Source organism: Pseudomonas sp. efr-133-TYG-5, assembly GCF_030209175.1.
Lineage (GTDB): Bacteria > Pseudomonadota > Gammaproteobacteria > Pseudomonadales > Pseudomonadaceae > Aquipseudomonas.
The window spans coordinates 100,806-127,802 of sequence record NZ_JARVSM010000005.1 but is presented as its reverse complement, the minus strand read 5'-3'; the positions used below and the strand labels follow the sequence as shown (position 1 = coordinate 127,802).

Annotated in this window: 22 protein-coding genes, 1 tRNA gene and 1 pseudogene; 13 read left to right on the top strand and 11 right to left on the bottom strand. The window is 63.6% G+C overall.

The features are described 5' to 3' along the window. The first annotated feature begins 142 nt into the window (after positions 1 to 142). The 3 genes from QRN70_RS19055 to QRN70_RS19045 are packed head-to-tail and all read left to right on the top strand — an operon-like array spanning position 143 to position 3,708. Positions 143 to 802 (top strand): paraquat-inducible protein A, encoded by a 660-nt coding sequence (locus tag QRN70_RS19055; RefSeq protein WP_285419467.1) that lies wholly within the window; start codon positions 143 to 145, stop codon positions 800 to 802. Further along, positions 789 to 1,412: a paraquat-inducible protein A gene (locus QRN70_RS19050; protein WP_285419466.1), complete on the top strand. Its 624-nt coding sequence runs from the start codon at positions 789 to 791 to the stop codon at positions 1,410 to 1,412. The genes QRN70_RS19055 and QRN70_RS19050 overlap by 14 nt, the downstream gene beginning before the upstream one ends. Further along, entirely contained in the window at positions 1,405 to 3,708 is a 2,304-nt protein-coding gene (locus QRN70_RS19045; protein ID WP_285419465.1) for a PqiB family protein, read from the top strand. The genes QRN70_RS19050 and QRN70_RS19045 overlap by 8 nt, the downstream gene beginning before the upstream one ends. Before the next feature lie 207 nt (positions 3,709 to 3,915). Here QRN70_RS19045 and mksF read toward each other — a convergent pair whose 3' ends face one another. Genes mksF through mksB form a run of 3 tightly spaced genes read right to left on the bottom strand, consistent with a single transcriptional unit; the run spans position 3,916 to position 8,724 of the window. Then, positions 3,916 to 6,756, bottom strand: coding sequence for an Mks condensin complex protein MksF (mksF, locus tag QRN70_RS19040; protein WP_285419464.1), 2,841 nt, complete (start codon positions 6,754 to 6,756; stop codon positions 3,916 to 3,918). Next, positions 6,753 to 7,454 (bottom strand): Mks condensin complex protein MksE, encoded by a 702-nt coding sequence (mksE, locus tag QRN70_RS19035; RefSeq protein WP_095136783.1) that lies wholly within the window; start codon positions 7,452 to 7,454, stop codon positions 6,753 to 6,755. The genes mksF and mksE overlap by 4 nt, the downstream gene beginning before the upstream one ends. Then, positions 7,444 to 8,724, bottom strand: coding sequence for an Mks condensin complex protein MksB (gene mksB, locus QRN70_RS19030; RefSeq protein WP_285419463.1), 1,281 nt, complete (start codon positions 8,722 to 8,724; stop codon positions 7,444 to 7,446). Before mksB ends, mksE begins: the two co-directional genes overlap by 11 nt. Before the next feature lie 232 nt (positions 8,725 to 8,956). Here mksB and QRN70_RS19025 point away from each other — a divergent pair, with 232 nt between their 5' ends. After that, complete coding sequence (locus QRN70_RS19025) at positions 8,957 to 9,712, top strand: energy transducer TonB (RefSeq protein ID WP_285419473.1); 756 nt, start codon at positions 8,957 to 8,959, stop codon at positions 9,710 to 9,712. Next, entirely contained in the window at positions 9,705 to 10,157 is a 453-nt protein-coding gene (gene rimI / locus QRN70_RS19020; RefSeq protein WP_285419462.1) for a ribosomal protein S18-alanine N-acetyltransferase, read from the top strand. The genes QRN70_RS19025 and rimI overlap by 8 nt, the downstream gene beginning before the upstream one ends. Before the next feature lie 79 nt (positions 10,158 to 10,236). Here the strand turns inward: rimI and QRN70_RS19015 are convergent, their stop codons facing one another. Next, on the bottom strand, positions 10,237 to 10,641 hold the full coding sequence (locus QRN70_RS19015) for a serine kinase/phosphatase (RefSeq protein ID WP_285419461.1): 405 nt from the start codon (positions 10,639 to 10,641) through the stop codon (positions 10,237 to 10,239). Positions 10,642 to 10,782: 141 nt separating this feature from the next. On the opposite strand from QRN70_RS19015, the gene can reads away from it, so the two are divergent. Then, positions 10,783 to 11,427 carry a carbonate dehydratase gene (gene can, locus QRN70_RS19010; protein ID WP_007951756.1) on the top strand — a complete coding sequence of 215 codons (645 nt, stop codon included), beginning with the start codon at positions 10,783 to 10,785 and terminating at the stop codon, positions 11,425 to 11,427. Positions 11,428 to 11,435: 8 nt separating this feature from the next. On the opposite strand, the gene QRN70_RS19005 is transcribed toward can, so the two are convergent. The 4 genes from QRN70_RS19005 to QRN70_RS18990 all read right to left on the bottom strand — a co-directional run bounded on the left by QRN70_RS19005 (position 11,436) and on the right by QRN70_RS18990 (position 16,706). Then, positions 11,436 to 11,960, bottom strand: a complete 525-nt coding sequence (locus QRN70_RS19005; protein ID WP_285419460.1) for an SET domain-containing protein-lysine N-methyltransferase — start codon at positions 11,958 to 11,960, stop codon at positions 11,436 to 11,438. A 180-nt stretch (positions 11,961 to 12,140) separates the two neighbouring features. After that, positions 12,141 to 13,313 (bottom strand): hypothetical protein, encoded by a 1,173-nt coding sequence (locus tag QRN70_RS19000; RefSeq protein ID WP_285419459.1) that lies wholly within the window; start codon positions 13,311 to 13,313, stop codon positions 12,141 to 12,143. 116 nt (positions 13,314 to 13,429) lie between these two features. Then, on the bottom strand, positions 13,430 to 15,130 hold the full coding sequence (locus QRN70_RS18995; protein ID WP_285419458.1) for an acid phosphatase: 1,701 nt from the start codon (positions 15,128 to 15,130) through the stop codon (positions 13,430 to 13,432). A 157-nt stretch (positions 15,131 to 15,287) separates the two neighbouring features. Next, positions 15,288 to 16,706 carry a short-chain fatty acid transporter gene (locus tag QRN70_RS18990; RefSeq protein ID WP_285419457.1) on the bottom strand — a complete coding sequence of 473 codons (1,419 nt, stop codon included), beginning with the start codon at positions 16,704 to 16,706 and terminating at the stop codon, positions 15,288 to 15,290. Between the two features lie 266 nt (positions 16,707 to 16,972). Here QRN70_RS18990 and QRN70_RS18985 point away from each other — a divergent pair, with 266 nt between their 5' ends. The 6 genes and pseudogenes from QRN70_RS18985 (at position 16,973) to QRN70_RS18965 (ending at position 21,312) form a co-directional block, all read left to right on the top strand. Continuing rightward, positions 16,973 to 18,286 (top strand): MFS transporter, encoded by a 1,314-nt coding sequence (locus tag QRN70_RS18985; protein WP_285419456.1) that lies wholly within the window; start codon positions 16,973 to 16,975, stop codon positions 18,284 to 18,286. Positions 18,287 to 18,401: 115 nt separating this feature from the next. After that, positions 18,402 to 19,130, top strand: a pseudogene (locus QRN70_RS27830) (PAS domain-containing protein); the annotation flags it as partial. A gap of 156 nt (positions 19,131 to 19,286) precedes the next feature. After that, entirely contained in the window at positions 19,287 to 19,718 is a 432-nt protein-coding gene (locus QRN70_RS27825; RefSeq protein ID WP_502941622.1) for a methyl-accepting chemotaxis protein, read from the top strand. A gap of 102 nt (positions 19,719 to 19,820) precedes the next feature. After that, positions 19,821 to 20,420 (top strand): flavin reductase family protein, encoded by a 600-nt coding sequence (locus QRN70_RS18975; protein WP_285419454.1) that lies wholly within the window; start codon positions 19,821 to 19,823, stop codon positions 20,418 to 20,420. Positions 20,421 to 20,510: 90 nt separating this feature from the next. After that, positions 20,511 to 21,071, top strand: a complete 561-nt coding sequence (locus QRN70_RS18970; protein WP_285419453.1) for a DUF2975 domain-containing protein — start codon at positions 20,511 to 20,513, stop codon at positions 21,069 to 21,071. A 7-nt stretch (positions 21,072 to 21,078) separates the two neighbouring features. After that, complete coding sequence (locus QRN70_RS18965; protein ID WP_285419452.1) at positions 21,079 to 21,312, top strand: helix-turn-helix domain-containing protein; 234 nt, start codon at positions 21,079 to 21,081, stop codon at positions 21,310 to 21,312. A gap of 80 nt (positions 21,313 to 21,392) precedes the next feature. Here the strand turns inward: QRN70_RS18965 and ggt are convergent, their stop codons facing one another. Continuing rightward, a complete protein-coding gene (ggt, locus tag QRN70_RS18960) occupies positions 21,393 to 23,225 on the bottom strand; it encodes a gamma-glutamyltransferase (RefSeq protein ID WP_285419451.1) in 1,833 nt (610 codons plus the stop codon). A gap of 154 nt (positions 23,226 to 23,379) precedes the next feature. Between ggt and QRN70_RS18955 the strand changes: the two genes are divergently transcribed. Next, positions 23,380 to 24,489: a DUF2817 domain-containing protein gene (locus QRN70_RS18955; RefSeq protein WP_285419450.1), complete on the top strand. Its 1,110-nt coding sequence runs from the start codon at positions 23,380 to 23,382 to the stop codon at positions 24,487 to 24,489. Positions 24,490 to 24,577: 88 nt separating this feature from the next. On the opposite strand, the gene QRN70_RS18950 is transcribed toward QRN70_RS18955, so the two are convergent. After that, a tRNA-Met gene (locus tag QRN70_RS18950) sits at positions 24,578 to 24,654 on the bottom strand. Positions 24,655 to 24,769: 115 nt separating this feature from the next. After that, positions 24,770 to 26,827, bottom strand: coding sequence for a methyl-accepting chemotaxis protein (locus QRN70_RS18945; protein WP_285419449.1), 2,058 nt, complete (start codon positions 26,825 to 26,827; stop codon positions 24,770 to 24,772). Between the last annotated feature and the right edge of the window lie 170 nt (positions 26,828 to 26,997).

The window sequence follows — 26,997 nt, the reverse complement described above, 5'->3', positions numbered from 1 at the left end:
TCCGAAACCCCAATTGCGAAAGCAGTTGGGGTTTTGTTTTGCCCGCAGGAAAGTTTTTTGCTTAGCTAGCGAACAATTTTGCACAGTTATTTTCGAATCAGAACACTAGAATAGCCCCATCTTTTTCGGAGCCAGAGCCTTTATGTCAGATTCGGTTGACGCCCCCGGGCTGTCAGATTTACCGCTGGATGACCTGGTGGCCTGCCATGAGTGCGATCTGCTGATGCGCAAGCCCGAGCTTGCCCATGGCGAGAAAGCGCTCTGCCCACGCTGCGGCTATGAACTGTACGCCCATCGCCATAATGTGGTGCAACGCAGTCTGGCCCTGGTCATCGCGGCACTGCTGCTCTACGTGCCGGCGAACTTTTTGCCGATCATGCAGCTCAATGTACTCGGACAGTCGTCGCAGGATACGGTGTGGAGTGGCGTTGTCGGCTTGTTCAATACCGACATGCGCGGCGTTTCCGTGGTTGTCTTCCTGTGCAGCATGGCCATTCCGCTGCTCAAGCTGTTGTGTCAGTTGATGGTGTTGCTGACGATCCAGTTTGATATCGGACGCAGCTACGGCTTGCTGCTCTATCGCATTTACCACCACCTCAAAGACTGGGGGATGCTCGAGGTCTACCTCATGGGCGTACTGGTGGCGATCGTCAAACTGGCGGACATGGCGGCTATCACCGTCGGCCTCGGTCTGGCCTGTTTCATCGGCTTGTTGCTGGTTCAGGTGTGGCTGGAAGTGGTGATGTCGCCGCACCAGATCTGGCAGGCGTTATCAGGAGAGGACGTCCATGCGGGCGATTGATGCAGGCATTCTGGTTTGCAACGAATGTCACGAACTGAACAGGCAAGAGGCCGGCAGCGATGAGCAGACCTGCACGCGCTGTGGTGCCCTGGTGCATGCGCGCCGCCCCAACAGCCTGACCCGCACCTGGGCATTATTGATCACGGCCGCCATCGTCTATATCCCCGCCAATGTGCTGCCGATCATGACGGTCAGTTCGCTGGGGCAGGGTGATCCGAGCACGATCATGGCCGGGGTGATTCAGCTGGTACAGCACGGCATGATCCCGATCGCTGCGGTGGTGTTCATCGCCAGCATCCTGGTGCCAACCTTCAAATTGGTCGGTATCGCCCTGTTACTGTTTTCGGTGCAGCGGCGTCAGCCGTTGTCCGCGCGGCAGCGGATCTGGATGTACCGCTTCATCGAGTTCATCGGTCGCTGGTCGATGCTCGATATTTTCGTGATTGCCATTCTGGTGGCGGTCGTCAACTTCGGCCGGTTAGCCAGTGTCGAAGCCAATCTGGGCGCCATCGCCTTCGCCACTGTGGTGATCCTGACGATGCTCGCCGCTGTAACTTTCGATCCCCGACTGATTTGGGATAACACGGAGTCGGACGCCGACCATGACTGATTTGCCTGTAGCGAAAACCCGACCAGCCTCGAACTGGTCCGCCATTTGGGTGCTGCCTCTGATCGCGCTGATCATCGGCGGCTGGCTTGGCTGGCGTGCCTATAACGAAACCGGTATCGAGGTTCAGGTGCGCTTCGAAAGCGGTGAAGGCATTCAGGCCAACAAGACCGAAGTGGTCTACAAAGGCATGCCGGTCGGCAAGGTCAAATCCCTCAAGCTCGACGACGAAGGCAACTCCAAAGGGGTGATCGCCACGGTCGAGATGAACAAGGACGTCGAGCAGTACCTCAAGACCAGCACGCGTTTCTGGCTGGTCAAACCGAGCGTGACCCTGGCCGGTATCACCGGTCTGGAAACCCTGGTATCCGGTAACTACGTCGCCATCAGCCCCGGCGAAGGCGAGCCGACCCGCAAGTTCAAGGCCCTGGCCGAGGAGCCGCCGCTGTCGGACTCCAAGCCTGGTCTGCACCTGACCATCAAGGCTGATCGCCTCGGTTCGCTGAATCGTGGCAGCCCGGTGTTCTACAAGCAGATCAAGGTCGGCCAGGTGAAAAGCTACCTGCTGTCGGAAGACCAGAGCACCGTCGAACTGAAAGTCTTCATCGAACCGACGTACGCCAAACTGGTGCGCAAACACACGCGTTTCTGGAACGCCAGCGGCATCAGCATCGACGCCAACCTGTCCGGCGTGAAAGTGCGCAGCGAATCCCTGGCCAGCATTGTCGCCGGCGGGATTGCCTTCGCTACGCCGGAGAACCGCAAGGACAGTCCGCCCACCGATCCGAGCCTGCCGTTCCGTCTGTACGAAGACTTCGACGCCGCTGCCGCCGGGATTCGCGTAAAGGTCAAACTCAGTGACTTCGAGGGCCTGCAGGCCGGGCGTACCCCGGTGATGTACAAAGGCATCCAGGTCGGCAACCTGAAAGCGCTGAAGGTCGACCCGGATCTGAACAGTGCCACCGCCGAGCTGACCCTTGATCCACTGGCCGAAGATTACCTGGTCGATGGCACGCAGTTCTGGGTGGTCAAACCGTCGATTTCCCTGGCCGGGATCACCGGCCTGGAAGCCTTGGTGAAAGGCAACTACATCGCTGTGCGCCCGGGTGACAAGGGCGCGGCGCCGAAGCGCGAATTCGAGGCGCGTCCGAAAGCGCCGCCGCTGGACCTGCGCTCACCGGGCCTGCACCTGGTGCTGTTCACCGACACCCTCGGCTCGATCGATGTCGGCAGCCCGATTCTCTACAAGCAGGTCAAGGTCGGCTCGGTGCAGAGCTATCAGTTCTCCAAGACCCAAAAGCAATTGATCATCGGTGTGCACATCGAGAAGGAATACGAGAATCTGGTCAACGCGTCGACGCGCTTCTGGAACGTCAGTGGCGTCACCCTGACCGGCGGCCTGACGGGCGGAATACAGGTCAAGAGTGAGTCGTTGCAGACGTTGATGGCCGGCGGTATCGCCTTCGAAACCCCGCAAGCCAAGGCGCCGTTGCAGAAGCGTATTCCGCGTTTCCGGCTGTTCGCCAACCATGATGAGGCGAACCAGAAGGGCACGCTGGTGACGATCAAGGTCGATCGCGCCGACGGTCTGCGCAGCGGTACGCCGGTGCGCTTCAAGGGCCTGGATGTCGGCAAGATCGAAAGCGTTGACCTGACTGACGATCTGCAGTCGGTAATCCTCACCGCGCGGATCACCGAGGTGCCGGAAAAGATCGCCCGTGTCGGCACTCAGTTCTGGGTGGTGAAGCCGGAGCTGGGCCTGATCAAGACGGCGAACCTGGAAACCCTGGTGACCGGTCAATACATCGAAGTGCAGCCGGCAGCGAAGAGTCAGGGCCCGCAGAAGAACTTCGTCGCCCTGGCCAATGCGCCTGAGGTGACCAAGCAGGAAGCTGGGTTGAGCCTGGTGTTGAGCGCCGCCCGCCGCGGGTCGCTGAAGCCGGGTGTGCCCGTGACCTACCGCGAAATCACCGTCGGCAAAGTCACCGGTTATGAACTGGGACAAACCGCGGATCGGGTGCTGGTGCACATTTTGATCGAGCCGAAGTACGCGCCGCTGGTGCGCAGTGGCAGCCGGTTCTGGAACACCAGTGGTGTCGGTTTCGATTACGGTTTGTTCAAAGGCGTGACGGTGCGCACCGAATCGCTGGAGACGCTGATCCAGGGCGGCATCGCCTTCGCTACACCGGATGGCGAGCGCATGGGCAGTCCGGCACGGCCGGAGCAGACCTTTGCCCTGTTCGACAAGTTCGAGGATGAGTGGCTGACCTGGGCGCCGAAGATTCCGCTCGGTAAGTAATCCGTAGTGATGTGGCGCCTGGCCTTCGCGGGCAAGCCCGCTCCCATAGGGATCGCGTCGTATACAGCGTTTGTATTCTACGAGAAAACCTCTGGGAGCTGGCTTGCCAGCGATGAGGTCCTTCCAGTCAGCACAAATCCAAAGCCATAAAAAAGGGCCGCGATCCCATCGGATCGCGGCCCTTTTTTTGCCTTCAGTCAGCGTCGGTCAAACCGCATCCAGCTCCGGCTCGTCCGCTTCAACATTGATGGTGGCCTTCACCGCATCGTGACGACGGATGTATTTCCAGTCCGCCTCGTCGATGTAGATGCCGGCCGGGCCGCTGCCGCCTTCCAGGTCGATGGCGACACTGGCGCAGACCTGCGGCTTCACGCTCGCCAGGATCGGCACGAAGCCCAGTTGCAGGCTGGTTTCCAGCAGGGCGGCCTGGTTCTTCTCGTCGATGTCCGCGGCCTCGTCGAGGTAGTACGGCAGGCGCACGCGACCGGCGAGGTCGCGATCCATCAAGTGCAGCAACAGATACATGTTGGTCAACGCCTTGATGGTCATCGTGGTGCCGTTGGACGCCGCGCCATCGATGTCGGTGTGGATCACCGGCTGGCCGTTGACCTTGGTGATCTCGAACGCCAGCTCGAACAGGTCCTTGAGGCCGAGTTGGTTGTGGTTCGCCGCCACCAGCCGTGCCAGGTATTCCTTGGCCTCTTCGTTCTTGTTGTCCTGCTCGGCGCTCTGGCTCAGGTCGAACACCGAGAGGGTTTCGCCTTCTTCATACTGGCCGGCGCTGTGGATGATCTGGTCGATGTGCTTGAGCGCTTCCTTGTTCGGCGCGAGGACGATGCGGAAGCTCTGCAGGTTGGACACCTGACGCTTGTTGATCTCGCGGTTGAACAGCGCCAGTTGGTGCTCGAGGCTGTCGTAGTCGCTGCGGATGTTGCGCAGGGTCCGGGCGATGTCGGTCACCGCCGCGCGCCGCGCCTTGCCCAGGGTCAGGGCTTCGTCGGTGCGGTGCGCGTAAGCGTTGATCAGCAGTTGCAGGCGGCGCTCCATGTCGTCTTCGCTGTCGAACTTGGCCACACCCTTGAGGCGCACTTGCGCGTACAGCGCTTCGATCTGCCCGTCAGCGCGCAGCAGGCCTTGCCAGCTGTCCTGATAGTCGTTGAGCAGCGGCAGCAGGTTGTCCATCGAGTCGTCGACCGGGTCCATGAACGGCGTGCCGAACGGCAGATCGGCCGGCAGCAGCTGACGCCGGCGCAGAGCGTCGTCGAGGGTACGTTGCTTGGCTTCCATGTCGGCGATCTGGCGGCCGACCAGTTGCAGCTTGGCCGACAGTTGCTGGACGCGCTCGGTGAACGCATCGCTGGAGCGCTTGAGCTCGTCCTGCGCCGCTTCCATCTGCGCCAGTTGCTCGAGCTTGTCGCCTTCTTCGGCGCTCAGGGTCTGGGTGCGACGGAAGTCTTCCAGGGCTTTCTGCGCATCGAGCACTTGCTGGTACAGCGCTTCGGTCTGGGTCTTGCTCGCGGCGCGGTCGGCGGCCACGGCCTGCTGGGTCTTGAGTTGCTTGAGCTCTTTTTCCAGGCGCTCTTTCTGGTCGCGCAACGCGGCACGGTCGGCCAGCGCCTGCAGGGCCGGCGGCTCGATGTGCGAGATGTCGATCGACAGCCCCGGCACTTCGAAACGCTCGCCCTTGAAACCGTCGAGGATCAGCTCGACGGATTTGACCCACTCGCCATTTTCATCGAGGGTGATGCCGTGCTCGCCCAGCGGCAGACTGAACAGCGCGCTGTTGAACAGGCGCATCAGGCGCTCGACGTCCTGTTGCGAGAACTCCTCGCGCAGACGCGCGTAGCTGTTGTTGTCGGCGTGATCGAGTTGCTGTTTCACCGACTTCAGGCGTTTTTCCAGGTCGCGCAGACGTTCTTCCAGGTCCTCGGCGCTGAACTGTCGCGATTGCGCCAGCGCGCCGGCCAGTTCGTCGTGGGCGTCCTTGGCTGCGAGCAACTGTTGCTCCAGCACTTTGACGTCATCGACCAGGGCGAAGCGGTTTTTCAGCACCGACAGCTCACCGAGCCAGCGCTGGATGCCGGAAATTTCCCGCTCCAGGCGCATCAGCTCCTGCGTGCCGCCGCGCTGGTCGTTCTGCAGATCATCCTGCTCGCGACGGTAATGCTCGGCCTGAAGGGTCAGCTCTTCCTTGCGCGCCGTGGCGTAGTCCGACCAGGTGCCGAGCAACGAGTCGAGCAGCGGCGACAGGCGATGCAGTTTGCCGCGCAGCACGTCGCGCTGTTTCACGCCGTTGGCCAAGGCTTCGACCAAAGGGCCGGCCGCGACCAGCGAGTTGTAGTCCTGCTCCATCCGGCGCACGTCGCGGAAGGCTTCCTCGCACGCAGCGATGTAGTCGACGCTGCCGGAACGCAGGCTGTGTTCGAAGGCATCGAGGAACAGCTGCTTGAGCTTGGCCGCGGTGATTTCGCGCATGTGCAGCAGGTTGATGAACAGCGCGCGGAAGGTCTTCAGGCTCTGCTCGCTGGTGGAGCGCAGCGGGATCAGCGTCAGGTCGAGCGGGATCGACGTGTGGCCGCCGACCAGCAAGCGGCGCAGTTCGTCCGGCTTCAGTTCGTAGGCCTTCAGGCCTTCCTTCTCGAGGTTGCTGAACAGCTCTTTCTGGCGCAGGCAGGTGTCGTCTTTCTGGTAATGCGCCAGATCGAGCTTGCCGGCGTAGGCGAAGAACTGGTGGCCGAAGCCACCGCCCGGGCCGCGCCCGACCACGCCGATCACGTGCGGGCCGTGGGGCAGATTGACTTCGACGAGGATGTAGCTGGTGTCGGAGGCAAAGTAGAAACGCCGCGACTGCTCCAGGCTGTACTTGCCGAAACTCATGTCGGACATGCGCGCCAGGATCGGAAACTGCAGGGCGTTGATCGACGCCGATTTACCGAGGTTGTTCGCGCCGTAGACCGACAGCGGTTCTTCGAGCGGGAACAGGCCGAGGCTGTAACCGGCGGTGTTCAAAAGGGCAAAGCGGCGGATGCCGTAGCGTTCCTGGCTCATGCGTCGGACTCCTGTTCTTCGGCAATGGCGCGGGCCAGTGCGTCTTCTTCGCTTTCTTCATCAAATTCGGAAAGATCGAGCGGATCGTCGGTTTCGAGGAATTTCGCCTCGGCGGCTTCGTCGATCAGCACCGGTGCCGGCAGCGGCAATACGCTGTGGACGCTGGCGGCCAGATCGCGGTCTTGCTGCACCGACAGGCACACATCGAGGAAGCGATGCATCGGCGGCAGGAAGCGGTACACGCCGTTTTCTTCGCCGGCGAAGCCGAGCTGGGTCATGCGGCGCATGATTTTTTCTTCGAGTTCTTCAACCGTCTGCACTTCGGCCTGGATGAACAGGTCGCGGTATTTGTCCAGCAGCGACGGCAGTTCTTCGCGGCCGAGGCTGCCACCGTCGAGCACGGCGATCGGGTCGCGGCCCTGGTCGGCCAGGTGCTCGACGAGGATGAAGGTGAACAGCGCCAGGCGCTGGGCGGTCTTGTTCACCGCGGCGGCGGCCATGTCCGGCACGAAGTAATAGAAGCCGCGGGTGTCGCAGACCAGCTCGAAGCCCAGTGCCTTGAACAGCGTGCGGTACTGGTCCTGGAAGTTCGACAGTTGCGCGTACAGTTCCGGGTCGCGGCGGCTGACGTGGTAGCCCTTGAACAACTCGCGGAAGATCGGCGCGAGTTGGGACAGTTCGGAGAGATCAAGATGCATGTGGGGTGCTCGCAGAATCCTCGGCAGCGGTGTCGCGGGCCGAGAGCAGGGCGAAGGAGCGCAGGCTGACCTGGTGCTCGTGAGTGTGGTAGTCGCGGCGTTCCAGACGCTCGCGCTTGAAGCGTTTTTCCCGCGACAGGCGCGAGAACCAGTAGAGCAATTCGTCGGTGGCGCCGTCGGGCTCCTGCTCCAGCAGCCAGGTCATCAGATCCGGCATCGGCAGCGACTCTTCGCAACGCTCGACCATCTCGCGCACGGTGCGCGGTGCGCGCGGCGCATCACCGCCCTTGTGGGTCTTGTGTGCCTTGGGGAAACGCGCCGGTTTCGGCTCGAAGCGGGCCAGGGCGTAGACGTAGGCCTCGACCTGACTGGCGCTGCCGAGGAAGGTACTCTGCGGCCGGGTGAACAGCGGCATTGCCGCCTGTGGCACGGCGTCGATGCCTTTGCGGCGGATCGCGGCCAGGGCCAGTGCGGCGCCGCGGGTCACGGCGTTGTGCCGGCGCGCTTCTTCACGCAACGGCAGCAGCAGCTCGCGGGCGTGGCGCAGGGTCAGTTGGGCGCTGGTCTGCATTTCGAGGATGCGCGCGTGGGTGCGCAGGAGCATGTCGTCATCGACCAGATGGCCGAGGCGCTGCTGTTCGCTGAGCATCTTCAGCAGCACGGTTTCGACCTTGCGCACACCTTGTTCGAAGGCGCCGTCGGCGTTGACCAGTTCGATCATCGGTTCGACGTATTCGTCCCAGGTCGCCAGGACTTCGGCGTAGCGCTGGCGCAACGGAATCTGCCGGTCGCTGGTCTTGGCCCGTTCGGCCACGGCCACCAGCGCCTGCTCGTCGTTGTCGAGTTTTTTCAGCACGTCGCGCACGCGCATGTCGAGCAGGCGCAACTGGCGGGCGAGGTCGTTGCCGTCGCGGACGTCGAACGCGTCCTGGATGTAACCGGCCAGACGCTCGAGGTGGCGCAGGTAGGCTTCGATCTCCAGGCACAGGCCCAGGCGGTGCTCGCGGCGCAGGTAGGCGAGGAAATCGTGGATCTGCGCGTTGAGCTCGAAACGGTTCGGGCTTTTCGCCACGGGAACCAGAATGTCGAGGCGGATCCACACGTCGAGCAGGCTGGTGATGTCCTGCGGCGTGCTGTCCAGTTGCTGGGCGGCCAGTTGCGTGCGCAGTTCGTTGAGGCTCAGGGTGCCCTGGTCGAAGTGCTCGCACAGTGGCTCCAGAAGTGCCCAGTGTTCAGCGAGGGCGCGCAAGACGCGCTTGGGTTCGATCATCGGAATGGCCGGCTGGTTGGCGATTAAAAGCCGCGATTGTACTGCATCGCGCAGGATGCGATTCACTCTCGGGACGGGCTGTCGTATTTCTTTGGCTGTGCAGCGTCGTTCAAGACTATCGATCAACAGCAAGCGATCTTGAGCGAAGGGCGGTAGAATCAGCGCACTTCAGTTATCCACAAGTGGCCGACCCTTGCTTATCGAGTCCCGCCGCCGCGCCTATTTGAACGCCATGCAGGTGGTCAACTGGCTGCCGCGCACCGAATTGCCCTTTGCCGCGCCGTCGCGGCCCGAGCTGCTGGACATGCCCGCGCCCGAGCCCGAGGTGCCGGCAGCGGTCGTGACGGCTGCGCCACCGGCCGAGGCACCTGCGCAGCCTGCCGCGCGCGTGGCCGAACGGCCGAAGATCGACGTGCCGCGGCCGTCCCTGGCGAGCACCCGCAACGGCGCCAAACCGCCGGAGGACGTCGAGGAGGCGCCGCCGGTGGTCAAGCCTGCGCCGGTGCCACCGCCGCGTTTTGCCCTGCAACTGCTGCGTGCCGGTCGCTGCCTGCTGCTGGTCGAGTTACCCACAGGCGAAGCGTTCCAGAGTCGCGATCCGGCCTACCTGCTGCTCAAGGACATGCTGCGTGCCGCCGGCCTGCCGGACGCGCCGCAGATCGTCGGCGAGCCGGTGCGCTGGCCGTTGCTGGTGCGCGGCACCATGGACCAGGGCCCGGAAGCGGCGCGCGACTTCGTCCAGGGGTTCCTGGCGGTGCAGATAGAGGCGGCGCCTTGTGCCTGTCTGTGGCTGATCGGCCTGCCGGCGGTGCGGTTTGCCGGTGAGGCGGATGCCGAAGCGTTCAATCGTGAATTGCAGATCGAAGGCCTGGGTTCGGCGTGGGCCGTGCCGGGGCTGGAATTGTTGATGGAAGAGCCCCAGCGCAAGGCCGCTGTGTGGCAAGCCATGCGTCGGCTGATGGCGCGCTGGAAAGAATCGCATGAGTGACGCTGTATCGTTCCGCCCGATGACCGAGGCGGACCTGGACGCTGTACTGAAGATTGAATTCGCCGCGTACAGTCACCCGTGGACGCGCGGGATCTTTCTCGATGGCCTGGGCAAATATCAGATCTGGCTGATGTTCGAAGGTCAGCAGCAGGTCGGCCACGGGGTGGTGCAGATCATTCTCGACGAGGCGCATCTGCTGAACATCACGGTCAAGCCGGAAAACCAGGGCCGCGGTCTCGGCCTGACCCTACTGGAACACCTGATGTCCCGCGCCTATGCGGCCAATGCCCGCGAGTGCTTCCTCGAAGTGCGCGACAGCAACACGGCGGCGTTCCGTCTGTATGAGCGTTACGGTTTCAATGAAATCGGTCGGCGCCGGGATTACTATCCGGCGGTCGGTGGGCGCGAAGACGCGGTGGTCATGGCCTGCACGCTGGTCGACTGAATACCTGCAGGCGCTGTCGCAGGCTGCAATCCTTGGTTAACAGCAGGATCAAAGGATCGCAACCTGCGGGGGACTGAAACTAGCGATTGCCATCCAGCGGATCGCGCCGCGCCAGCTCCGCCTCATCCAGGCCGTTGCCGCCGCCGATGTCATCCTCGTCGACGATGCTCAAGTCCCAGTCGGCCTGATTGCCTTCACCGGCCTCCCGGGCATCGCGGGCGCCGTCTTCATGAATCAGGGTTTCCGGGCTGAGGTCATCGTCGGTCGGTTCATGGTCGGCCGTGGATGCGCCGGTGAAGCCCGCCTCGCGCACCCGCTCGCGGGGCATCAGTTGTTCGCGCTCGCGCTCCGGCAATTCATCGCCGATCTTGGCGCTGGGCTGTTCGTCGTCGAAATCCAGTTCATGCACCGAGCCCATGCGGTCTTCGTTATCATCGATCGGTTCCGGTTGCACCGCATCGTAGGGGCGTCGTGATTCAGTCATGGCAAATCCTCATACTGTGGGCCTTACTAGGTGGACTCACCGGACACACGAGAATTCCAAAGAAAACACCTGCGCTGCTAGCGTGACCCCGACGGGCGGTCGTCTGTCATACCAGCGCATCTTTCTTGAGGCCTTAATAGCATGCATGACTTACAAGACCTGATTGATAACAACGAACGTTGGGCTGACGCGATCACCAAGGAAGACCCGGATTTCTTCGCCAAACTGGCTCGCCAGCAAACCCCGGAATATCTGTGGATCGGTTGCTCCGACGCCCGCGTGCCGGCCAACGAAATCGTCGGCATGTTGCCGGGCGATCTGTTCGTGCACCGTAACGTCGCCAACGTCGTGCTGCACACCGACCTCAATTGCCTGTCGGTGATCCAGTACGCGGTGGACGTGCTCAAGGTCAAACACATCCTGGTCACCGGTCACTACGGTTGCGGCGGTGTACGGGCGTCGATGCAGGATCGCCAGTTCGGCCTGATCGATGGCTGGCTGCGGTCGATCCGCGACCTGTATTACGAAAAGCGCGAAGAACTCGCCAAGCTGCCGACCGAAGAAGAGCAGGTCGACCGCCTCTGCGAGCTCAACGTGATCCAGCAAGTGGCCAACGTCGCGCACACCAGCATCATCCAGAACGCTTGGCATCGCGGGCAGAGCCTGTCGATCCACGGCTGCATCTATGGCATCAAGGACGGTCGCTGGAAAAGCCTGAACACCACCATCAGCGGTTTCGAGCAATTGCCGCCGCAGTATCGCCTGCGTCCGGTCGGCGCCCCGTAACCCGCCACTCAGCGCGGACTGTGGCGGTGCCAGCCCTGCAGAAAGCGCTGGCCTTCGAGGTTGGGTGTCTCGTCATACCCGGTGATCCAGCCGCGACACACGGAAGAACCGCAGCCGCAGGCAAACTGGCGCAGCAGTTTGTCTTCGGTGGCGGCGTAATCCATGCTCAGGTGTTCGCCGCTGTGGATGTCCTGCAACGCCCACAGCCACAGTTCGCTCATGTCGAGAAACACGTTCGGATTGCACGAGTGTTCGAGCAGGCCGCAAAAGCGTGGATCGTAGATGTGGATGCCGACCTGCAGTTGCCGGGTCTGTCGGCAACGATACGGCAGCAGTTGCCCGGACACCCGGCACATGCGGCTGATGCGCAGGAATTCGCGTCGCGCCACCACCGCGCAGGCGATGCCCTGGGCATCGTGGATGATCTGGAAGTCGGCCCGGGCAGGGAAGCCGAGACGCACCGGCAGCCCGGCGAATGGATAGATCCCCTCCGTGTCGCGCGGCGGGCGATGGCGGAACACGTGCGTATTCATAACGTTCCTTGTCAGACAGGTGCTGCGACTTCCCCAAGCTGAAATCCGTTCAGCCCTGCAACACGTGATTGGATCCAATAGTCAAGCATCTGAAACAGCCGGTCTACTGTCAGATCTGACAGGCGATAAAGACGCTTTTCCGCGTCAGCCAGGGCTGACACGGAAAGGCTCCGGCGTGGCTTACAGGTGCGGCGCGGGAACCGCCATGGCCGGCATTGGACTCTTGAGCTGTTGCAGCTGAGTCTTGATCGGCGCGCTGCTGCACTGGGCGGCGGCCTGTTCGGCGCTGAGGTTGCGGATCGAGGTGTAGAACAGCTCGCAGGTCTTGACCTTCTGCGTCACTTGCCAGGTCTGGGTGCAGCTGTCGAGTGTGGTTTTCGCGTCGCTGCCGGGCTTGCTGCCCATCGTCGCCTGCCAGCAGGCGGCGCTCAAGTCCTGGCCCATGACTTTCAGGCCGGCGGCATCGGCCTTGGCCTGGGCATCAGCGCCGGTGTAGCTCTTGGGGTCGGCGGCATACCAGATGTAACTCGGATGGTTGGAGCCCAGTACCGGCACGGTAACGCCCTGGCTCGGGCTGATGGTTGCCAGGCCCAGCACGTTCACCGTCGGCCCGTACTGCTGCTTGATCCAGTTACGCACCGGCGCGCCGAACGCCACCATCGGCAACGCCGCGCCGCCGGCACTCTGGCTGACCTGCTTGACCATGCTGGTCTGGTAGTCCTTGAAGTAGTCATAGACGCCTTCCAGGTCGCTGCCGGCGCTGGCCGGGGCGGCAATCGGGGCAATGTCGACGATGGTCTGGAAGGCGGGTGTCTGCTCGGCCGGGATACCGTTGTCGGTCAGCAGCGCGGCCCAGCGGTCGGTGGTGTTCGAGCGCAGGTAATCCTGGGCCTGGGTCAGCGAGTAGTCGGGCGGGAAGTGCAGCAGTTCGACGCTCTTGCGGTTTTCCAGGGCCATGCCGAGCGGCAGGAACAGATACCAGCTGTAGGCCCATTTGCCGTCGGCGTTGAGCTTGCTGGCGCCGCTGTAGGCCAGGTCGCCGGCGTCGAGCAATGCTGTCAGCGGTTTGTCGTAGCCTTGCGGGACGCCACTGATTTCGGCGTAGAGCTGATCGTTGTCGGTCTTCACCAGCACTTTGGCGTCTTTGTAGCCGTCGCGCTGCACACTCTGGGTCAGGTAATGCGTGACGGTCTGTTCCAGCGTCCAGTTGCGGAAGCAGATCACGCTGCAGTTGTTGGGATAAGCGAACAGGCGGGTGACGCGTTCGGTACTGCCCAGCTTCAGGTCGACATCGGCGTGGGCGGCAGCGCTCAGGGTAAGCGCAGCGAGGGTGAGTCCGGCGAGTTTGAACATGCTCAGATCCTTTTCAGCGTGGTCCCGTGGATGGGATGCGCGCCATATTGGATCAGCCGCGTGACGCAGAAAAGCGCTGCGGCGCAGTTTTTTCAAGCGCGCCGCAGGACTTGGCTTCAGGCCTGCAGATGCAGGGCATTGGTCAGGTCGCCCATGGGTTTCTGGCCCCGTGCGCGCATCGCGTCATCCCGTTGCTTGAGGCCGTCGAGCGTTTCCAGGCCGAACACCCGGGTGATCAGGCGCAGGATCGACGCCGTGTCGTAGACCGTGTGGTCCACCGTGCCTTTGCGGGCGAACGGCGACACCACCAGCGCCGGTACCCGCGAACCCGGCCCCCAGCGATCGCCCTTGGGCGGGGCGACGTGATCCCACCAGCCGCCGTTCTCGTCGACGGTGACGATGACCACCATGTTCTGCCATTGCGGACTCTCGCGCAGCACCTTCAGCGCGCGGACGATGTGGCGGTCGCCGGAGGCCACGTCAGCGTATCCGGCGTGCATGTTGAGGTTGCCTTGCGGCTTGTAGAACGTCACCGCCGGCAACTTGCCTGCCTGCGCGTCGGCGAAAAATCGGTTGCTGCTCGACTCATCGCCCAGGCCGGCATCGCGCAGGCGCCGGCGGCGTTCATCAGGGTGGTCGGGGCCCTGTTGCTGGAAGTAGTTGAAAGGTTGGTGGTGGTACTGAAAGTTGGGAATCTTCGGGATGCCGGCGGAATCCTTGTACTGGTCCAGCGTCGCCTGCCAGCCACCGGCGTACCAGGCCCAGTCGATATTTTTCTTGCTCAGCTTGTCGCCGATGTGTTCGTGGGTCTGCGGCACCATGACATTCGGCAGATCGGCTTTGGCATACGCCGGACGCTGCGGGTCACGAATCCAGGTCGGCCAGTAGGGCGGGGCGAGTGTATTCACGCCGAAGCCGTCCGGCGTCAGCGCACTCGGGCCGAATTGTGGCGGGCCGGTCATGGCGCTGGCCGGCGAAGTGTCCAGCGGCTTGAGGCGCGGGTCGGCCGGGTCAGCGCTTTGCAGAGCGGCGATCTGTGATTTGGCCACCGAGTTCGCCGCGTCCGGATAGAACGGCGCAGTGGCGCTGACCAGGTACTGGTGGTTGAGAAACGAACCGCCGAAGGCACCCTGAAAGAAGTTGTCGCACAAGACGAATTCCTGCGCCACATCCCACAGGCGCAACGCGTAACGGCTTTGCGCATAGTGGCCCATGGTCAGGCCGCCGGAATCGGCCCAGGCGACAAAACCGTCGTTCTTGCCGCCATTGATCTGCATCTGGTTCTGGTAGAACACGTGCCACAGGTCGCGGGTCACCAGGCCGAACGGCAAGTCCTCGGCATTCGGCCCCTTCAGTGCAAAAGGTGCGTTGGGCAGGTTTTCCTGAAACTGCACGCCACTGGCGTAGGTCACGCCATCGAGGGTTTGCGGGCCGACCTGCAACACGCCGCCCCAGACGGGCGGCAGGGTCTGCAACACGCTGCCGTCGCGATCGCGCTGCTGGTAATCGGCAGGCTTGAGGGCTGACAGCGGCTTCTCGACACCCGGGAAATCACCGAACAGGTTGTTGAAGCTGCGGTTCTCGGCGTAGATCACCACCACGGTTTTCACCTGGTCACGCAGGGCCTTGTCCAGCTCGGTCGGGGTCAGTGGGCGGTCGGCCGGTTTGCCTGGTGGGTGGCTGGCGTTGCCACATCCAGCCAGCGTTGCGCCCACGCCGAGCACCGCCACGCCACCGAGGAAGCGTCGGCGACTGGTGTCGGCAGGGGAGTCGGATTCAGCAGAAGGGGTGCCGCTGTCGTTGGTTTCGTCGCTCATGTCTCAGCCCGTTTTGCGCAAATGTTTCAATATGTTTCGGGCGGACGCTAGCAAGGCAATGTGACAGAGGGGTGACGCTTTGACGCCGACACCTCATGAAAGAAGGAGCGAGCCCGCCGCTGCTGCGGACCGACTCGCTCGGTGTACGGACGCCGGCTTACGGCATCACCGGTGGCGTATACGCCAGTGTCGCCCCCAACGCCCACAGCAACAGCAGCACCAGTGGCGTGTGCACCAGCAACTGCACGAACGAGAAACCGATCAGGTCGCGCGCCTTCAGCCCGAGTACGCCGAGCAGTGGCAGCATGTAGAACGGGTTGATCAGGTTCGGCAACGCTTCGGCGGCGTTGTAGATCTGCACCGCCCAGCCCAGGTGGTAGTTGAGATCGTTGGCGACCTGCATCACATACGGCGCTTCGATGATCCACTTGCCGCCGCCGGACGGGATGAAGAAGCCGAGAATCGCCGAGTACACGCCCATCAGCAGCGCGTAGGTGTCATGCGAGGCGATGCTGACGAAAAAGGTCGAGATGTGATGGGCCAGGGTCTGCGCGTCGGTGCCCTTGACCGTGGTCATCAGCGCGGCGATCGAGCCGTACAGCGGGAACTGGATCAGCACGCCGGTGGTGGTCGGGACGGCGCGGGACACGGCGTCGAGGAAACTGCGCGGACGCCAGTGCAGCAGTGCGCCGACCATGATGAACAGGAAGTTATAGGTGTTGAGCCCGGAAATCGCGGTGATCGCCGGTTTGGTCGAGAACTCGTGGAAAAGCCATCCGGCCGCCAGCAACACCAGCAGAATGATCAGCAGCGGACTGTGTTCCAGCCATTCGCCGGGGCGGGTGCGCGGCTGCAGCGGCGGCAGGTTGAAGCTTGGGTCGATGCCGCAGGCCTGGGCATCGCGCGCCGAGTTCGGTCCCGGTGCCGTGGCGTAGGCTACGATCAGCGAAATCACGATCAGTGCCAGCAGCATCAACCCCGATTGCCAGAGAAAAATCGTCTGGGTGAAGGGAATCACCCCGGTGATCGCCAGAATCGACGGTGGCAGGCTGGCGGGGTTGGCCTGCAGCTGCGCGGCGGACGACGACAGCCCCAGCGCCCACACCGCACCGAGGCCCAGGTAGGCAGCGGCACCGGCGGCGCGATAGTCCATTTTCAGGTCGGCGCGGCGGGCGAGGGCGCGCACCAGCAGGCCGCCGAACACCAGCGACAGGCCCCAGTTGAGCAGCGAGGCGACCATCGAAATCAGCGCCACCCAGGCGACCGCGGAGCGGCCGTTGTTCGGGATGCGTGCCAAACGGTCGATGAGCTTCACGGCGGGCGGCGAACTGGCGACCACATAGCCGCCGATCACCACGAAGGCCATTTGCATGGTGAACGGGATCAGGCTCCAGAAGCCGTCACCGAAGGCCATGGCCGCGTCGGTCGGTTTGGCGCCCATGGCCAGGGTGGCCAGCGCCACGATGATCACCGCCAGTGCGGCGAATACCCAGGAGTCGGGGAACCAGCGTTCGGCAAAACTTGAACAGCGCAAGGCAAAGCGCGCAGAGCGGCTATCTTCGATATCAACGGCCACGGGAGTACCTCGGATTTTTATGTTTGTTGTGGTCTTCGGGGGACGCGGCCCAAAACCGACAAATCGGACATGGCGTGGAGCACCGCGTCGGCTCGCTCTCGCACGGTTGGGGCTGTCCCCTCTGGACAGACGCCAACAGTAAATCAGGCGACACCGATTTGTACTCGGCTTTTGCGAAACCGTGACTATGGTCTAACGGGTTGTCCGTCGCTGCATTTGCGTAGACCATGGTCGCCTTGGTTTTTTGCCTGCCAGAGTTCTTTGCCATGACCGCCCGTTCCACCGCCCGCCCGGCGCCGTTCAGCCGTTCCGACTACAAGACGCTGGGCCTCGCTGCCCTTGGCGGCGCCCTGGAAATCTACGACTTCATCATTTTCGTCTTCTTCGCCCTGACCCTCAGCCAGTTGTTCTTCCCGCCGCAAATGCCCGAGTGGCTGCGCCTGCTGCAGAGCTTCGGAATTTTCGTCACCGGCTACCTGGCGCGGCCGCTGGGCGGAATCCTGATGGCGCACTTCGCCGATCGGCTGGGGCGCAAGAAAGTCTTCAGCCTGAGCATCCTGATGATGGCGCTGCCGTGCCTGCTGATCGGGATCATGCCGACGTATGCCCAGATCGGTTATTTCGCCCCCTTGCTGCTGTTGGCCCTGCGTATCCTTCAGGGCGCCGCGGTGGGCGGCGAAGTGCCGAGCGCCTGGGTATTCGTTGCCGAGCACGCGCCCGCCGGCCGTCGCGGCTATGCGCTGGGCTTTCTGCAGGCCGGGCTGACCTTCGGCTACCTGATCGGCGCGCTTACCGCGACCTGCCTGGCGCAGGTTTTCAGCCCGGCGCAAATTCTCGATTACGCCTGGCGCTACCCGTTCCTGCTCGGCGGGGTGTTTGGCGTCGTCGGGGTCTACCTGCGCCGCTGGTTGAGCGAGACCCCGGTGTTCATGGCCCTGCAGGCGCAGCGTGACGCGCGGGTCGAACTGCCGCTGCGCACGGTGTTGCGCGAGCATCGCCTGGCGATGCTGCCGGCCATGCTCCTGACCTGCGTGCTGACGTCGGCGGTGGTGGTGTTCGTGGTCATCACCCCGACGATGATGCAGAAAACCTTCGGCATGACGGCCAGCCACACCTTTGCCCTGAGCGCCCAGGGCATCGTCTTCCTGAATATCGGCTGCGTGCTTGCCGGCCTGCTGGTCGATCGGATCGGCGCCTGGCGCACGGTCATGCTGTACAGCCTGCTGCTGCCGCTGGGGATCGGCCTGCTCTACGCCTGCCTCATCGCCGGCGCGCCATGGATTGGCGCGGCCTACGCCGTTGCGGGGCTGGCCTGTGGCGTGGTCGGTGCGGTGCCCTCGGTGATGGTCGGTCTGTTCCCGGCGCGGATTCGCGTCTCGGGCATTTCCTTCACCTACAACATTGCCTACGCCGCGTGGGCGAGTATCACCCCGCTGTTGCTGATTGGTCTGATGCCGTGGAGTCCGTGGATCTGCGTGATGTTCTGTGCGGCGATGGGCGTGGTGGGGATCGCCAGCGCGGCGTATTTCGGCTCGCGGCTGCCGCGTCCGGGACCCTGTCAGGCGGCCGGAACCGCCTGAATTCAGCGGGCCGAACTATTTTTGTAGGACAACGCTCAGACACTCTTCAGAAAAGTTTTCCAAGGCCGATGGCTAGGCTGCATACCGCTTTCTACCTCTCCATCGGTGCTTTCCCATGTTCAATAAACGCCTGAAGCAAGAGCTGGCGGCTCTTCGTGAAGAACTCTCCAGCCTTCTGCAAGTGAAGGAGAGTCTGGAAAGCGAAATGCTGGTGCTGAACCTCGAGCCGGACGGCCGGATCCAGTCGGTCAACCAGAACTTCCTCAGCGAGATGCTCTACAAGAGCCAGGACCTGATCGGCCGCGCCATCGAAGACATCGTGCCGGCCCATGTGAAGTCCGACGAGTTTCATCACCGCTTCAAGGCTGCGCTGACCCGTGGCGAGCATTTCGCCGGCGCCGTGCGCCTTTCGCGGGGCAATGGCGAGGAAGCGTGGCTGCGTTCGATCGTGCAGCCGGTGCGTTCTTCGGACGGCCGGATCAAACATTTCTCGATTTTTTCCAGTGACCTGACCCGCACCATCGAAGCCTCCCGCGAGCACGAAAACCTGATCGGCGCGCTGGTGCGTTCCACCGCGGTGATCGAGTTCGACCTCAACGGCACGGTGCTCAACGCCAACGAGCGGTTCCTCAACGGCATGGGTTACAGCCTGGCGCAGATCAAGGGCAAGCATCACCGCCTGTTCTGTCTGCCGGAGGAGTACAACAGCGCCGAGTACCAGCAATTCTGGCGTCGCCTGAACAACGGCGAGTTCGTCGCCGACCGTTTCAAGCGGGTCGACAGCCATGGTCGTACAGTCTGGCTGGAGGCGTCCTACAACCCGGTGCTCGACGCCAACGAAAAGCTCTACAAGGTGGTGAAGTTCGCCACGGTGATCACCGATCAGGTCAACCAGGAGCAAGCCGTCGCCGAAGCCGCCAACATCGCCTACAGCACCTCGCTGCAAACCGACAGCACGGCCCAGCGCGGCACAACCGTGGTGACCGAGGCCGTCAATGTGATGCGCGATCTGTCGCGGCACATGCAGACCGCCGGTGAAGGCATCGAGGCACTGAACGAGCAGTCGCTGGTGATCGGCAGCATCGTCAAGACCATCAGCGGCATCGCCGAGCAGACCAATCTGCTGGCGCTTAACGCCGCGATCGAAGCGGCCCGTGCCGGCGAGCAGGGCCGGGGATTTGCGGTGGTGGCCGACGAAGTGCGGCAGCTGGCTTCGCGCACCAGCCAGGCGACTGACGAGATCGTTGGCGTGGTGCGGCAGAACCAGGACATGGCGCGCAACGCCGTGGCCCTGATGACCGACGGCAAGCTCCAGGCCGAGCAAGGGCTGGCGCTGGCAGCGGAGGCGGGCACGGTGATCGTCGAGATCCAGGACGGTGCGCAGAAAGTCGTGAATGCGGTCGGGCAGTTCGCCAATCAGCTGTCCAGCTAAGCGGCATCGAGGTCCTGTGGGAGCGTGCCGTGCTGCCACAGGTTCTGCGTGTGCGGGCTGACTGCCGCTACAATCTGTTCTTTTTTCCCGGAGCAGATCCCCATGAGCGCAGCCTTCCGCCGCCCGGTTCCCCTGAACAAAGCCTACCGTCTGCTCAACCACGGACCGACCGTGCTGGTCAGCGCCGCCCATGCCGGCCAGCGCAACATCATGGCCGCCGCGTGGGCGATGCCGCTGGATTTCGAACCACCGAAAGTCGCCGTGGTGCTCGACAAATCCACCTGGACCCGACAACTGCTCGAAGCCGCGGGCACCTTCGTCCTCAATGTGCCGTGCGTCAACCAGGCCGACATCGTGCAGACAGTCGGCACGACGTCGGGGCTGGACATCAACCGCGATCAGGGCCGCGACAAGTTTCAGGCCTACGGGCTGCAGACGTTCGCCGGCGAGCGCGTCGAGGCGCCGCTGCTCGACGGCTGCGTGGCCTGGCTCGAATGCCGCCTGTTGCCGGAGCCGCGCAATCACGCTGAGTACGATCTGTTTCTCGCCGAGGTCATTGCCGCCCACGCCGATGAGCGTGTGTTCAGCGAAGGGCGCTGGCATTTCGACGGGCATGACGGCCTGCGCACCCTGCACCATGTCGCGGGCGGGCACTTTCTGCGCATTGGCGATCCGGTCGACGGTAAAACGCTGCAGGCGTGATCGGTTAATGTCTTGCAGCAATTAATTATTGTTATTCGATAATTTTATTCGCTAGGGTGGCGCTCACATTCATTACTGTGAGGCTGTCCCATGAGTTCCAATGTGCTTGCCAGATTCAGTCGGCGGATGGCGACCGTTACCTTGTCGCTGATGATCGTCATGCTGTTGCTCAACGCCCTGCTGTGGCTGTACCCGGAGTTGGCCAGGCCGGACGGCTGGGGCCTGGGGTTTGCGCTGACCGAGCGCCAGCTCTCGCACATCGCCGATGCCGCTGCGCACTTTGCGTGGTGGCAGACGCTCGGCGGCATCGTCCTGTCGAGCATCCCCCTGCTGGCGCTGGCGGCGGGCCTGGATCATTTGCGGCGGTTGTTCCAGCGTTATGCGCAGGGTGAATATTTTGCCCGGGACACCGCTGTTCTCCTCGGCAAGGTCGGGCGCGCGGTGGCGCTCTGGGTGTTGCTGGATTTCCTCTGCGAGCCGCTGCTCAGCCTGTGGCTCACGCAGCAGGCGCCGGTCGGTGAGCGGCTGGTCACCGTGAGCATCACCGCAGCGTCTTTTGTCGCGCTGTTCCTGGCCGCTTGTATCGCGGTCATCGCACGAATCCTCGCACAGGCCAGTGAAGTGGATCGCGAGAACCGTACTTTCATTTGAGGTAGTCATGCCAATTGTCATCCAGCTGGACGTGATGCTGGCGCTGCGCAAGGTCAAGTCCAAGGACCTGGCAGCGGCCATCGGCATCACCGAAGCAAACCTGTCGCTGTTGAAACAGGGCAAGGTCAAGGGCCTGCGCCTGGCGACGCTCGACGCGATCTGCGCCTACCTGGACTGCCAGCCTGGCGATCTGCTGGTGCGTGTCGCGCCGCTTGCTGGGAGCGTTGAGGCGCAGGAGTGAAGGCTGCTGTAGCGGTCAGCGCGGATAGCGGCAAAAAAGGCCTGCCTCGCGGTAAGCCTTTGCGTTTCGCCTGGTAAGCCTCAATCCCCCAGCGCTTCCCCTTCGCGGCGTGGATCCGCGCCGCCGGCCAGGGACGCCTTACCTTGTGCGTCCTTGGCCCGAACGATGGCCTGGGTGCCGCTGGTCATGTCGATTTCACTCACGGTGTGGCCCTGGTCCTTCAAAGCCTGGATCAGCGCCGGGGTGAACTGGCCTTGCTCCAGTTCGGTCGGGCCGTTGCGGCTGCCGAAGTTGGGCAGGCTGATGGCGCTTTGCGGATCGAGGTTCCAGTCGAGCTGGCCGATGGCGGTTTTGGCGACGTACTCGATGATCTGTGAGCCGCCGGGCGAACCGATGGCCGCGATGAACTCGCCGCTGGCGCGATCGAAGATCAGCGTCGGTGCCATCGATGATCGCGGGCGTTTGCCGGGTTCGACGCGGTTGGCGACCTTCTGCCCGTTCTCTTCGGGGATGAACGAGAAGTCGGTCATCTGGTTGTTGAGCAAAAAGCCCTGCACCATCAGGTGCGAGCCGAATGCCGCTTCGATGGTGGTGGTCATCGATACCGCGCCGCCCGCGTCATCCACCGCCACCACTTGTGAGGTGGAGAGGCGCAGCGGCGAGCGATCCGGCGCGTAGGCGACCTGTACGCCCGGTGGCGTGCCCGGTGGGGCGCTGCCCATGCTGCGTTCGCCGATCAGGCTGGCGCGGCTGGCCAGATAACCCGGATCGAGCAGACCTTTGACCGGCACCGGCACGAAGTCTGTGTCGGCGACGTATTGCGCGCGGTCGGCGTAGGCCAGGCGTTCGGCTTCGGCGATCAGGTGCACCGCTTGCGGCGCCGGTTCGAGGCCGGCGGGCTTATCGGTCTTGCGTGGTTTCAGTGACGCCAGCGCCAGGCGCGGGTCGCGGCCTTCGAGGGCCTGCAGCGTGCCGAGAATCTGCGCCACGGCAATCCCGCCCGACGACGGTGGCGGCATGCCGCAGACCTGCCAGCGTTTGTAATCGCTGCACAGCGGCGCGCGTTCCTTGGCCTGATAGTGCTGCAAGTCGTTCAGCGACAAGCTGCCGGGATTGGCGTGACCCTGCACCTTGGCGACGATCTCTGCGGCAATCGGGCCTTGGTACAGAACATCGGCGCCTTCGTGGGCGATGCGCTTGAGGACGGCGGCCAGCGCTGGATTCCGCAGGCGGGTGCCCACCGCTTTGACGCTGCCGTCGGCGTTGAGAAAGTACGCGGCCATCTCCGGCGACTGCCGCACGACCGGATCGGCGGCGAGCAGCGAATGCAGGCGCGGCGAGATCGCAAAGCCTTGCTCGGCGAGCTTGATCGCCGGTTCGAACAGTGTTGCCCAGGGCAGCCGGCCGTGCTGTTGGTGCGCCAGTTCCAGGGCGCGCATCACCCCCGGTGTGCCGACCGAGCGCCCGCCGATCTGCGCCTGGGGAAACGGCATCGGTTGGCCATCGGCCTGCAGGAACAACTGCTCGGTCGCCCCGGCCGGGGCGGTTTCACGACCGTCGTAAGTGCGCACCTGTTTGCCGTCCCACAGGACGATCATCGCACCGCCACCGATCCCGGAGGATTGCGGCTCGACCAGCGTCAACACCGCTTGCATGGCAATCGCCGCATCGATCGCCGAACCGCCCTGGCGCAGCATCTCGCGACCGGCCTCGGCCGCCAGCGGGTTCGCGGCCGCCGCCATGTGCTTGTTGGCGTAGCGGGTGTGCAGGTCGGTGCGATAGCCCGAAGCGGCTTCCGGTGCCAGCGGCAGAGTCGAGGAGGAGGGCGCATGGCATGCCGTGAGGGTCAGGGCGCTGACGAGCAGCGTCAACGCAGGCCGGCGCAAGCGGCTGAGGGGCAGGGCTGAAAACACGCGGGCTCTCCGTCCGTGGGATAAAAGTCTGACGGACTGTATCGACCGACCGGGTACGACGCAAACCGCCGGTACGGTTGTCCTTCATGCCTTGACGGATTTTCTGTAGGGTCGGGGATCAATGTGAAGCCAGAACAATCGACAAGAGGCCGCCATGCACAGCGAGTTTCCAAGCCATTCCAGTTACCGTCAGCAACGCGAGCGGTTTCTGGCCGCCGCCAGCGCCGCCGGGGCCCAGCTCACTTCTTACGCGCATCCGCGCTGCGGGCCGTTTGGCGAGGCGTTGAGCACCGACGTCGCGGTGTTGGGCAACCCGCAGGCGAAACGGCGTCTGGTGGCACTCAGCGGCACGCACGGCGTGGAGGGCTACTACGGCTCGGACTGTCAGATCGACTGGCTCGAGGCGTTCGTCCCGGGCGCGTTGCCCGACGACGTTGCCGTGGTGATGATTCACCTGATCAATCCGTGGGGCACCGCGTGGTTACGGCGGGTCAACGAAGACAACATCGACCTCAATCGCAATCACCTGGATTTCTCCCGCCCGCTGCCGGACAACCGCGCCTACGCCGCACTGCATGAAATCTACGCCTGCTGCACGTTGCACGGCGCCGGCCGGCAGCGCGCCGATGCATTGCTCGAGGAGCAGATTGCCGAACACGGCTGGCCGGCGGTGATGGCCATCGTCGAGGGTGGCCAGCACCGCCATCCCGATGGGCTGTTCTATGGGGGTGTCGCACCGAGCTGGTCGAATCGCACGCTGCAGCGGATCATCGCGCAGCACCTGGCAGGCGCTGAAAGCGTGATGTGTTTCGATCTGCACACCGGCGCCGGGGAGTATGGCCATCCGATGTTGCTGACCATCACCGAGGCGCCTTATCCGGCGTTGGCGCAGGCGCAATCGATCTACGGCCCATGGCTCTACACCTTGCACACCGGCGCCGACGCTGTGAGTGAAACCGGGGTTGCAGCGACGGCCACCGGCTACACCTCGCAGGCGTTGCTCGATGCGCTGCCGGGCGTGCAGGTGATGCCCTTCGTCATCGAGTGCGGCACCTATCCGGGGCCGCAGGTGCATCGACACCTGCGCGACGATCACTGGCTGCACCTGCACGGCGATCCCTTGGACGCCTGCGGGCGCGAGATCAAGTCGCAGTTGCTCGAGCAGTTCTATCCTGCCGATCCGGACTGGCGCGCGATGGTCGGCCTGCGCACCCGGCAGATCTGGGCCAGAGGCCTGGCGGCATTGGCCGGGGAAGGGGATTGATCGACGGCCCGCCGACCGTGGCAACGGTCGGCACTTTTCTCGGGGCATAAAAAAACGGCCTACCTTTCGGTAAGCCGTTTTTAGTACTTGGTGGCTACACAGGGACTTGAACCCCGGACCCCAGCATTATGAATGCTATGCTCTAACCAACTGAGCTATGTAGCCAAGTGGCGCGCATTATTCACCTGTAATGCAGAAGCGTCAAGCGTAAATCCAAAATATTTCTTCTTATTTTCAACCGCTTAACCGCAGGCCCGGAAAATCGGGCCCGGGCGGGGTATCAACGCAGCTGGAATCTGCCGGTATTGGCGCTCAGGGCGTGGCTGCCCTGGCTCAAGGTGTCGGCCGCCAGGTTCACTGCGCGGGCACCTTCGAGCAAGCGCACTGCCGCCTGATCGACCTGCTGGATATTGCCGCTGACTTCATCGGCCGTGCTCGCCTGTTCCTCGACGGCCGTGGCGATCTGCGCCAGGGTATCGGTGACGCTCTGCACCGCACTGGCAATTTCACCCAGACGCTCGCCCAGCCCGGTGACCGCCTCGGCATCCGATTGCGCCTGGCCGCACGCGGCCTCCATCAGGCTCACCGCTTCGTCGACCGTGGCGCGCAGGCTGTCGACGGTGCCGGCGATCTGCGCGGTGGACGACTGGGTACGTTGCGACAGGCTGCGGACTTCGTCGGCCACCACGGCAAAACCGCGTCCCTGCTCGCCGGCGCGCGCCGCTTCGATCGCGGCGTTGAGCGCCAGCAGGTTGGTCTGCTCGGCGACGCCGCGAATGGTGTCGACCACCAGTTGAATCTGCTGCCCCTGCTCGCTGACCCGGCCCAGCGCCGCGGCGGTTTCATTCAGACGCTGGTTGAGTTGTTGAATGCTCGCCGTGGTGCGCTGGCTGTCGCGACTGCTGTCGGCGGCGATGCGCCGGGTGTGCTGGGCACTGCCGGAGGCCTGTTCGCAGCTCTGCGCCACGCCTTGCGAGGTGGCCGCCAGTTGCGTGGCGGCTGCGGCGATCTGACTGATCTGCAACTGCTGCGCCTCGACTTCACTGAGCGCGCCGCTGGAGTGATCGTTGAGGCTGCGCACCGCGCTGCTCAGCTGCGACGTTTCATGGTCGACCCCGAGCAGGCTGGTGCGCAATTGCACCACGGCGACATTGAGCGCGGTGCTGATCGAGGCCAGTTCATCCCGGCCCACCACCGGCACTTGCAGGCTCAGGTTGCCATCGCGCAACGCTTCGGCAAGTACGGTGATGCCGCTGGCGCTGCGGCGGATCGAGGCCTGCAGGCAGGTGAACAGATAGAGCGCCGCCAGCAGCAGGCAACCGAAGACCGCGGCGACCACGATGAACTGGCGAATCGCCGAGCGGTGGTAGTCGTCCAGGCGCTGATCCAGCGACACCAGGGATTGCTGACGAAGTGTCGCCAGATTGCCGAGCAGGCCGTCGAGACTGCGCTCGAAATCTTCCGGCTTGAGCGTGATGCTGCCCGCGAACACCCCGTCATCGAGGACCTTGAGGCCGCTGTCCAGCTGTTTCAGGCTGTCGTGGTACTGCCCGGCCCAGCCTTGCAGTGCGGCAGGCAGGCGCGCTTCCAGCAGGCCGGCGGTTTTCACCAGTTGTTCGCGGGCATCGCCGATGCGGCTGCGCAGGTCGCGCAGTTGCAGGCGGCTTTGCAGGGTGAACTGACCCGATACCACGGATGCCTGGCCGACGGCGGCGAGACGCCCGACCCGTTCGATCAGGTCCGGTGCGTGCTGGGTGGAAATCTGCGTCAGCAGGTAGGTGTCCAGCCACGGCGCAAGGATCAGCCGATTGTCCATGGCGATCTGTTCGCGCAACGCTTGCAGGGCGCTGAGGGCGTTGGTGAAGCGGTCATAGCCGTCCGGCCACCAGCCGATCCCGCTCAGGCTTTTCGAATCGAGCCCGCCGAGCGCGGTCTGCAGGGCCTGATAGCGGCTCAGGGTGGCGTCTTCTGCGCCCTCGGCCTGCAGGGCCTTGCCCAGGTCTTGCGTGGCTTGCGCGACGGCCGGCTGCACGGCGTCGAAGGCCGCCATCGCCGCGAGGGTGGCCGGCGTCGGCTGACGGTTGGTTTCGGTAGCGCGCCAGCGCGCGGCGCGGTCGCGCTGGGCGGCGAGCAGGTTGTCCAGTGCATCCAGGGCGAGCAACTGGCGCACGCCGGCCCGTTCGCCGGCGATCAGGTTGAGTTTGTCGCGATAGTCCTGGCCGATCATCAGCAGGCTGCCGGCCAGCGGCAGGATGAACAGCAGGAACAACAACTGGAATTTACGCGCGAAGCCAAACCGCCCGAGCAATTTGATCCCCGGTGATAAGAAAGCCTGCATGCCTCATGACTCCTCTGGACACTACGCACCATTGGCGTGCATCGCGGTCGGTCGACGTTGATGTCGTGCCCTGCTAAAAGGCCTCGAAAGTTCACTCTTGCCCGCTCGGTAGGCCGGCTCTGTAGCGAAACTTCCCATTCTCGATCCCCTTTGTAAGGGGGCCGCGTTCA

What these genes read in the sequence shown, in the direction of transcription:
- QRN70_RS19055 (WP_285419467.1), top strand. Translation starts at nt 143, where the DNA reads ATGTCAGATTCGGTTGACGCCCCCGGGCTGTCAGATTTACCGCTGGAT.
- QRN70_RS18965 (WP_285419452.1), top strand. Translation starts at nt 21,079, where the DNA reads ATGCCAATTGTCATCCAGCTGGACGTGATGCTGGCGCTGCGCAAGGTC.
- rimI (WP_285419462.1), top strand. Translation starts at nt 9,705, where the DNA reads ATGAGTGACGCTGTATCGTTCCGCCCGATGACCGAGGCGGACCTGGAC.
- QRN70_RS18985 (WP_285419456.1), top strand. Translation starts at nt 16,973, where the DNA reads ATGACCGCCCGTTCCACCGCCCGCCCGGCGCCGTTCAGCCGTTCCGAC.
- QRN70_RS19025 (WP_285419473.1), top strand. Translation starts at nt 8,957, where the DNA reads ATGCAGGTGGTCAACTGGCTGCCGCGCACCGAATTGCCCTTTGCCGCG.
- QRN70_RS18995 (WP_285419458.1), bottom strand. Translation starts at nt 15,130, where the DNA reads ATGAGCGACGAAACCAACGACAGCGGCACCCCTTCTGCTGAATCCGAC.
- QRN70_RS18975 (WP_285419454.1), top strand. Translation starts at nt 19,821, where the DNA reads ATGAGCGCAGCCTTCCGCCGCCCGGTTCCCCTGAACAAAGCCTACCGT.
- QRN70_RS19005 (WP_285419460.1), bottom strand. Translation starts at nt 11,960, where the DNA reads ATGAATACGCACGTGTTCCGCCATCGCCCGCCGCGCGACACGGAGGGG.
- mksF (WP_285419464.1), bottom strand. Translation starts at nt 6,756, where the DNA reads ATGAGCCAGGAACGCTACGGCATCCGCCGCTTTGCCCTTTTGAACACC.
- QRN70_RS18955 (WP_285419450.1), top strand. Translation starts at nt 23,380, where the DNA reads ATGCACAGCGAGTTTCCAAGCCATTCCAGTTACCGTCAGCAACGCGAG.
- QRN70_RS18945 (WP_285419449.1), bottom strand. Translation starts at nt 26,827, where the DNA reads ATGCAGGCTTTCTTATCACCGGGGATCAAATTGCTCGGGCGGTTTGGC.
- can (WP_007951756.1), top strand. Translation starts at nt 10,783, where the DNA reads ATGCATGACTTACAAGACCTGATTGATAACAACGAACGTTGGGCTGAC.
- QRN70_RS19045 (WP_285419465.1), top strand. Translation starts at nt 1,405, where the DNA reads ATGACTGATTTGCCTGTAGCGAAAACCCGACCAGCCTCGAACTGGTCC.
- mksB (WP_285419463.1), bottom strand. Translation starts at nt 8,724, where the DNA reads ATGATCGAACCCAAGCGCGTCTTGCGCGCCCTCGCTGAACACTGGGCA.
- mksE (WP_095136783.1), bottom strand. Translation starts at nt 7,454, where the DNA reads ATGCATCTTGATCTCTCCGAACTGTCCCAACTCGCGCCGATCTTCCGC.
- QRN70_RS19015 (WP_285419461.1), bottom strand. Translation starts at nt 10,641, where the DNA reads ATGACTGAATCACGACGCCCCTACGATGCGGTGCAACCGGAACCGATC.
- QRN70_RS27825 (WP_502941622.1), top strand. Translation starts at nt 19,287, where the DNA reads ATGCGCGATCTGTCGCGGCACATGCAGACCGCCGGTGAAGGCATCGAG.
- QRN70_RS19000 (WP_285419459.1), bottom strand. Translation starts at nt 13,313, where the DNA reads ATGTTCAAACTCGCCGGACTCACCCTCGCTGCGCTTACCCTGAGCGCT.
- QRN70_RS19050 (WP_285419466.1), top strand. Translation starts at nt 789, where the DNA reads ATGCGGGCGATTGATGCAGGCATTCTGGTTTGCAACGAATGTCACGAA.
- QRN70_RS18970 (WP_285419453.1), top strand. Translation starts at nt 20,511, where the DNA reads ATGAGTTCCAATGTGCTTGCCAGATTCAGTCGGCGGATGGCGACCGTT.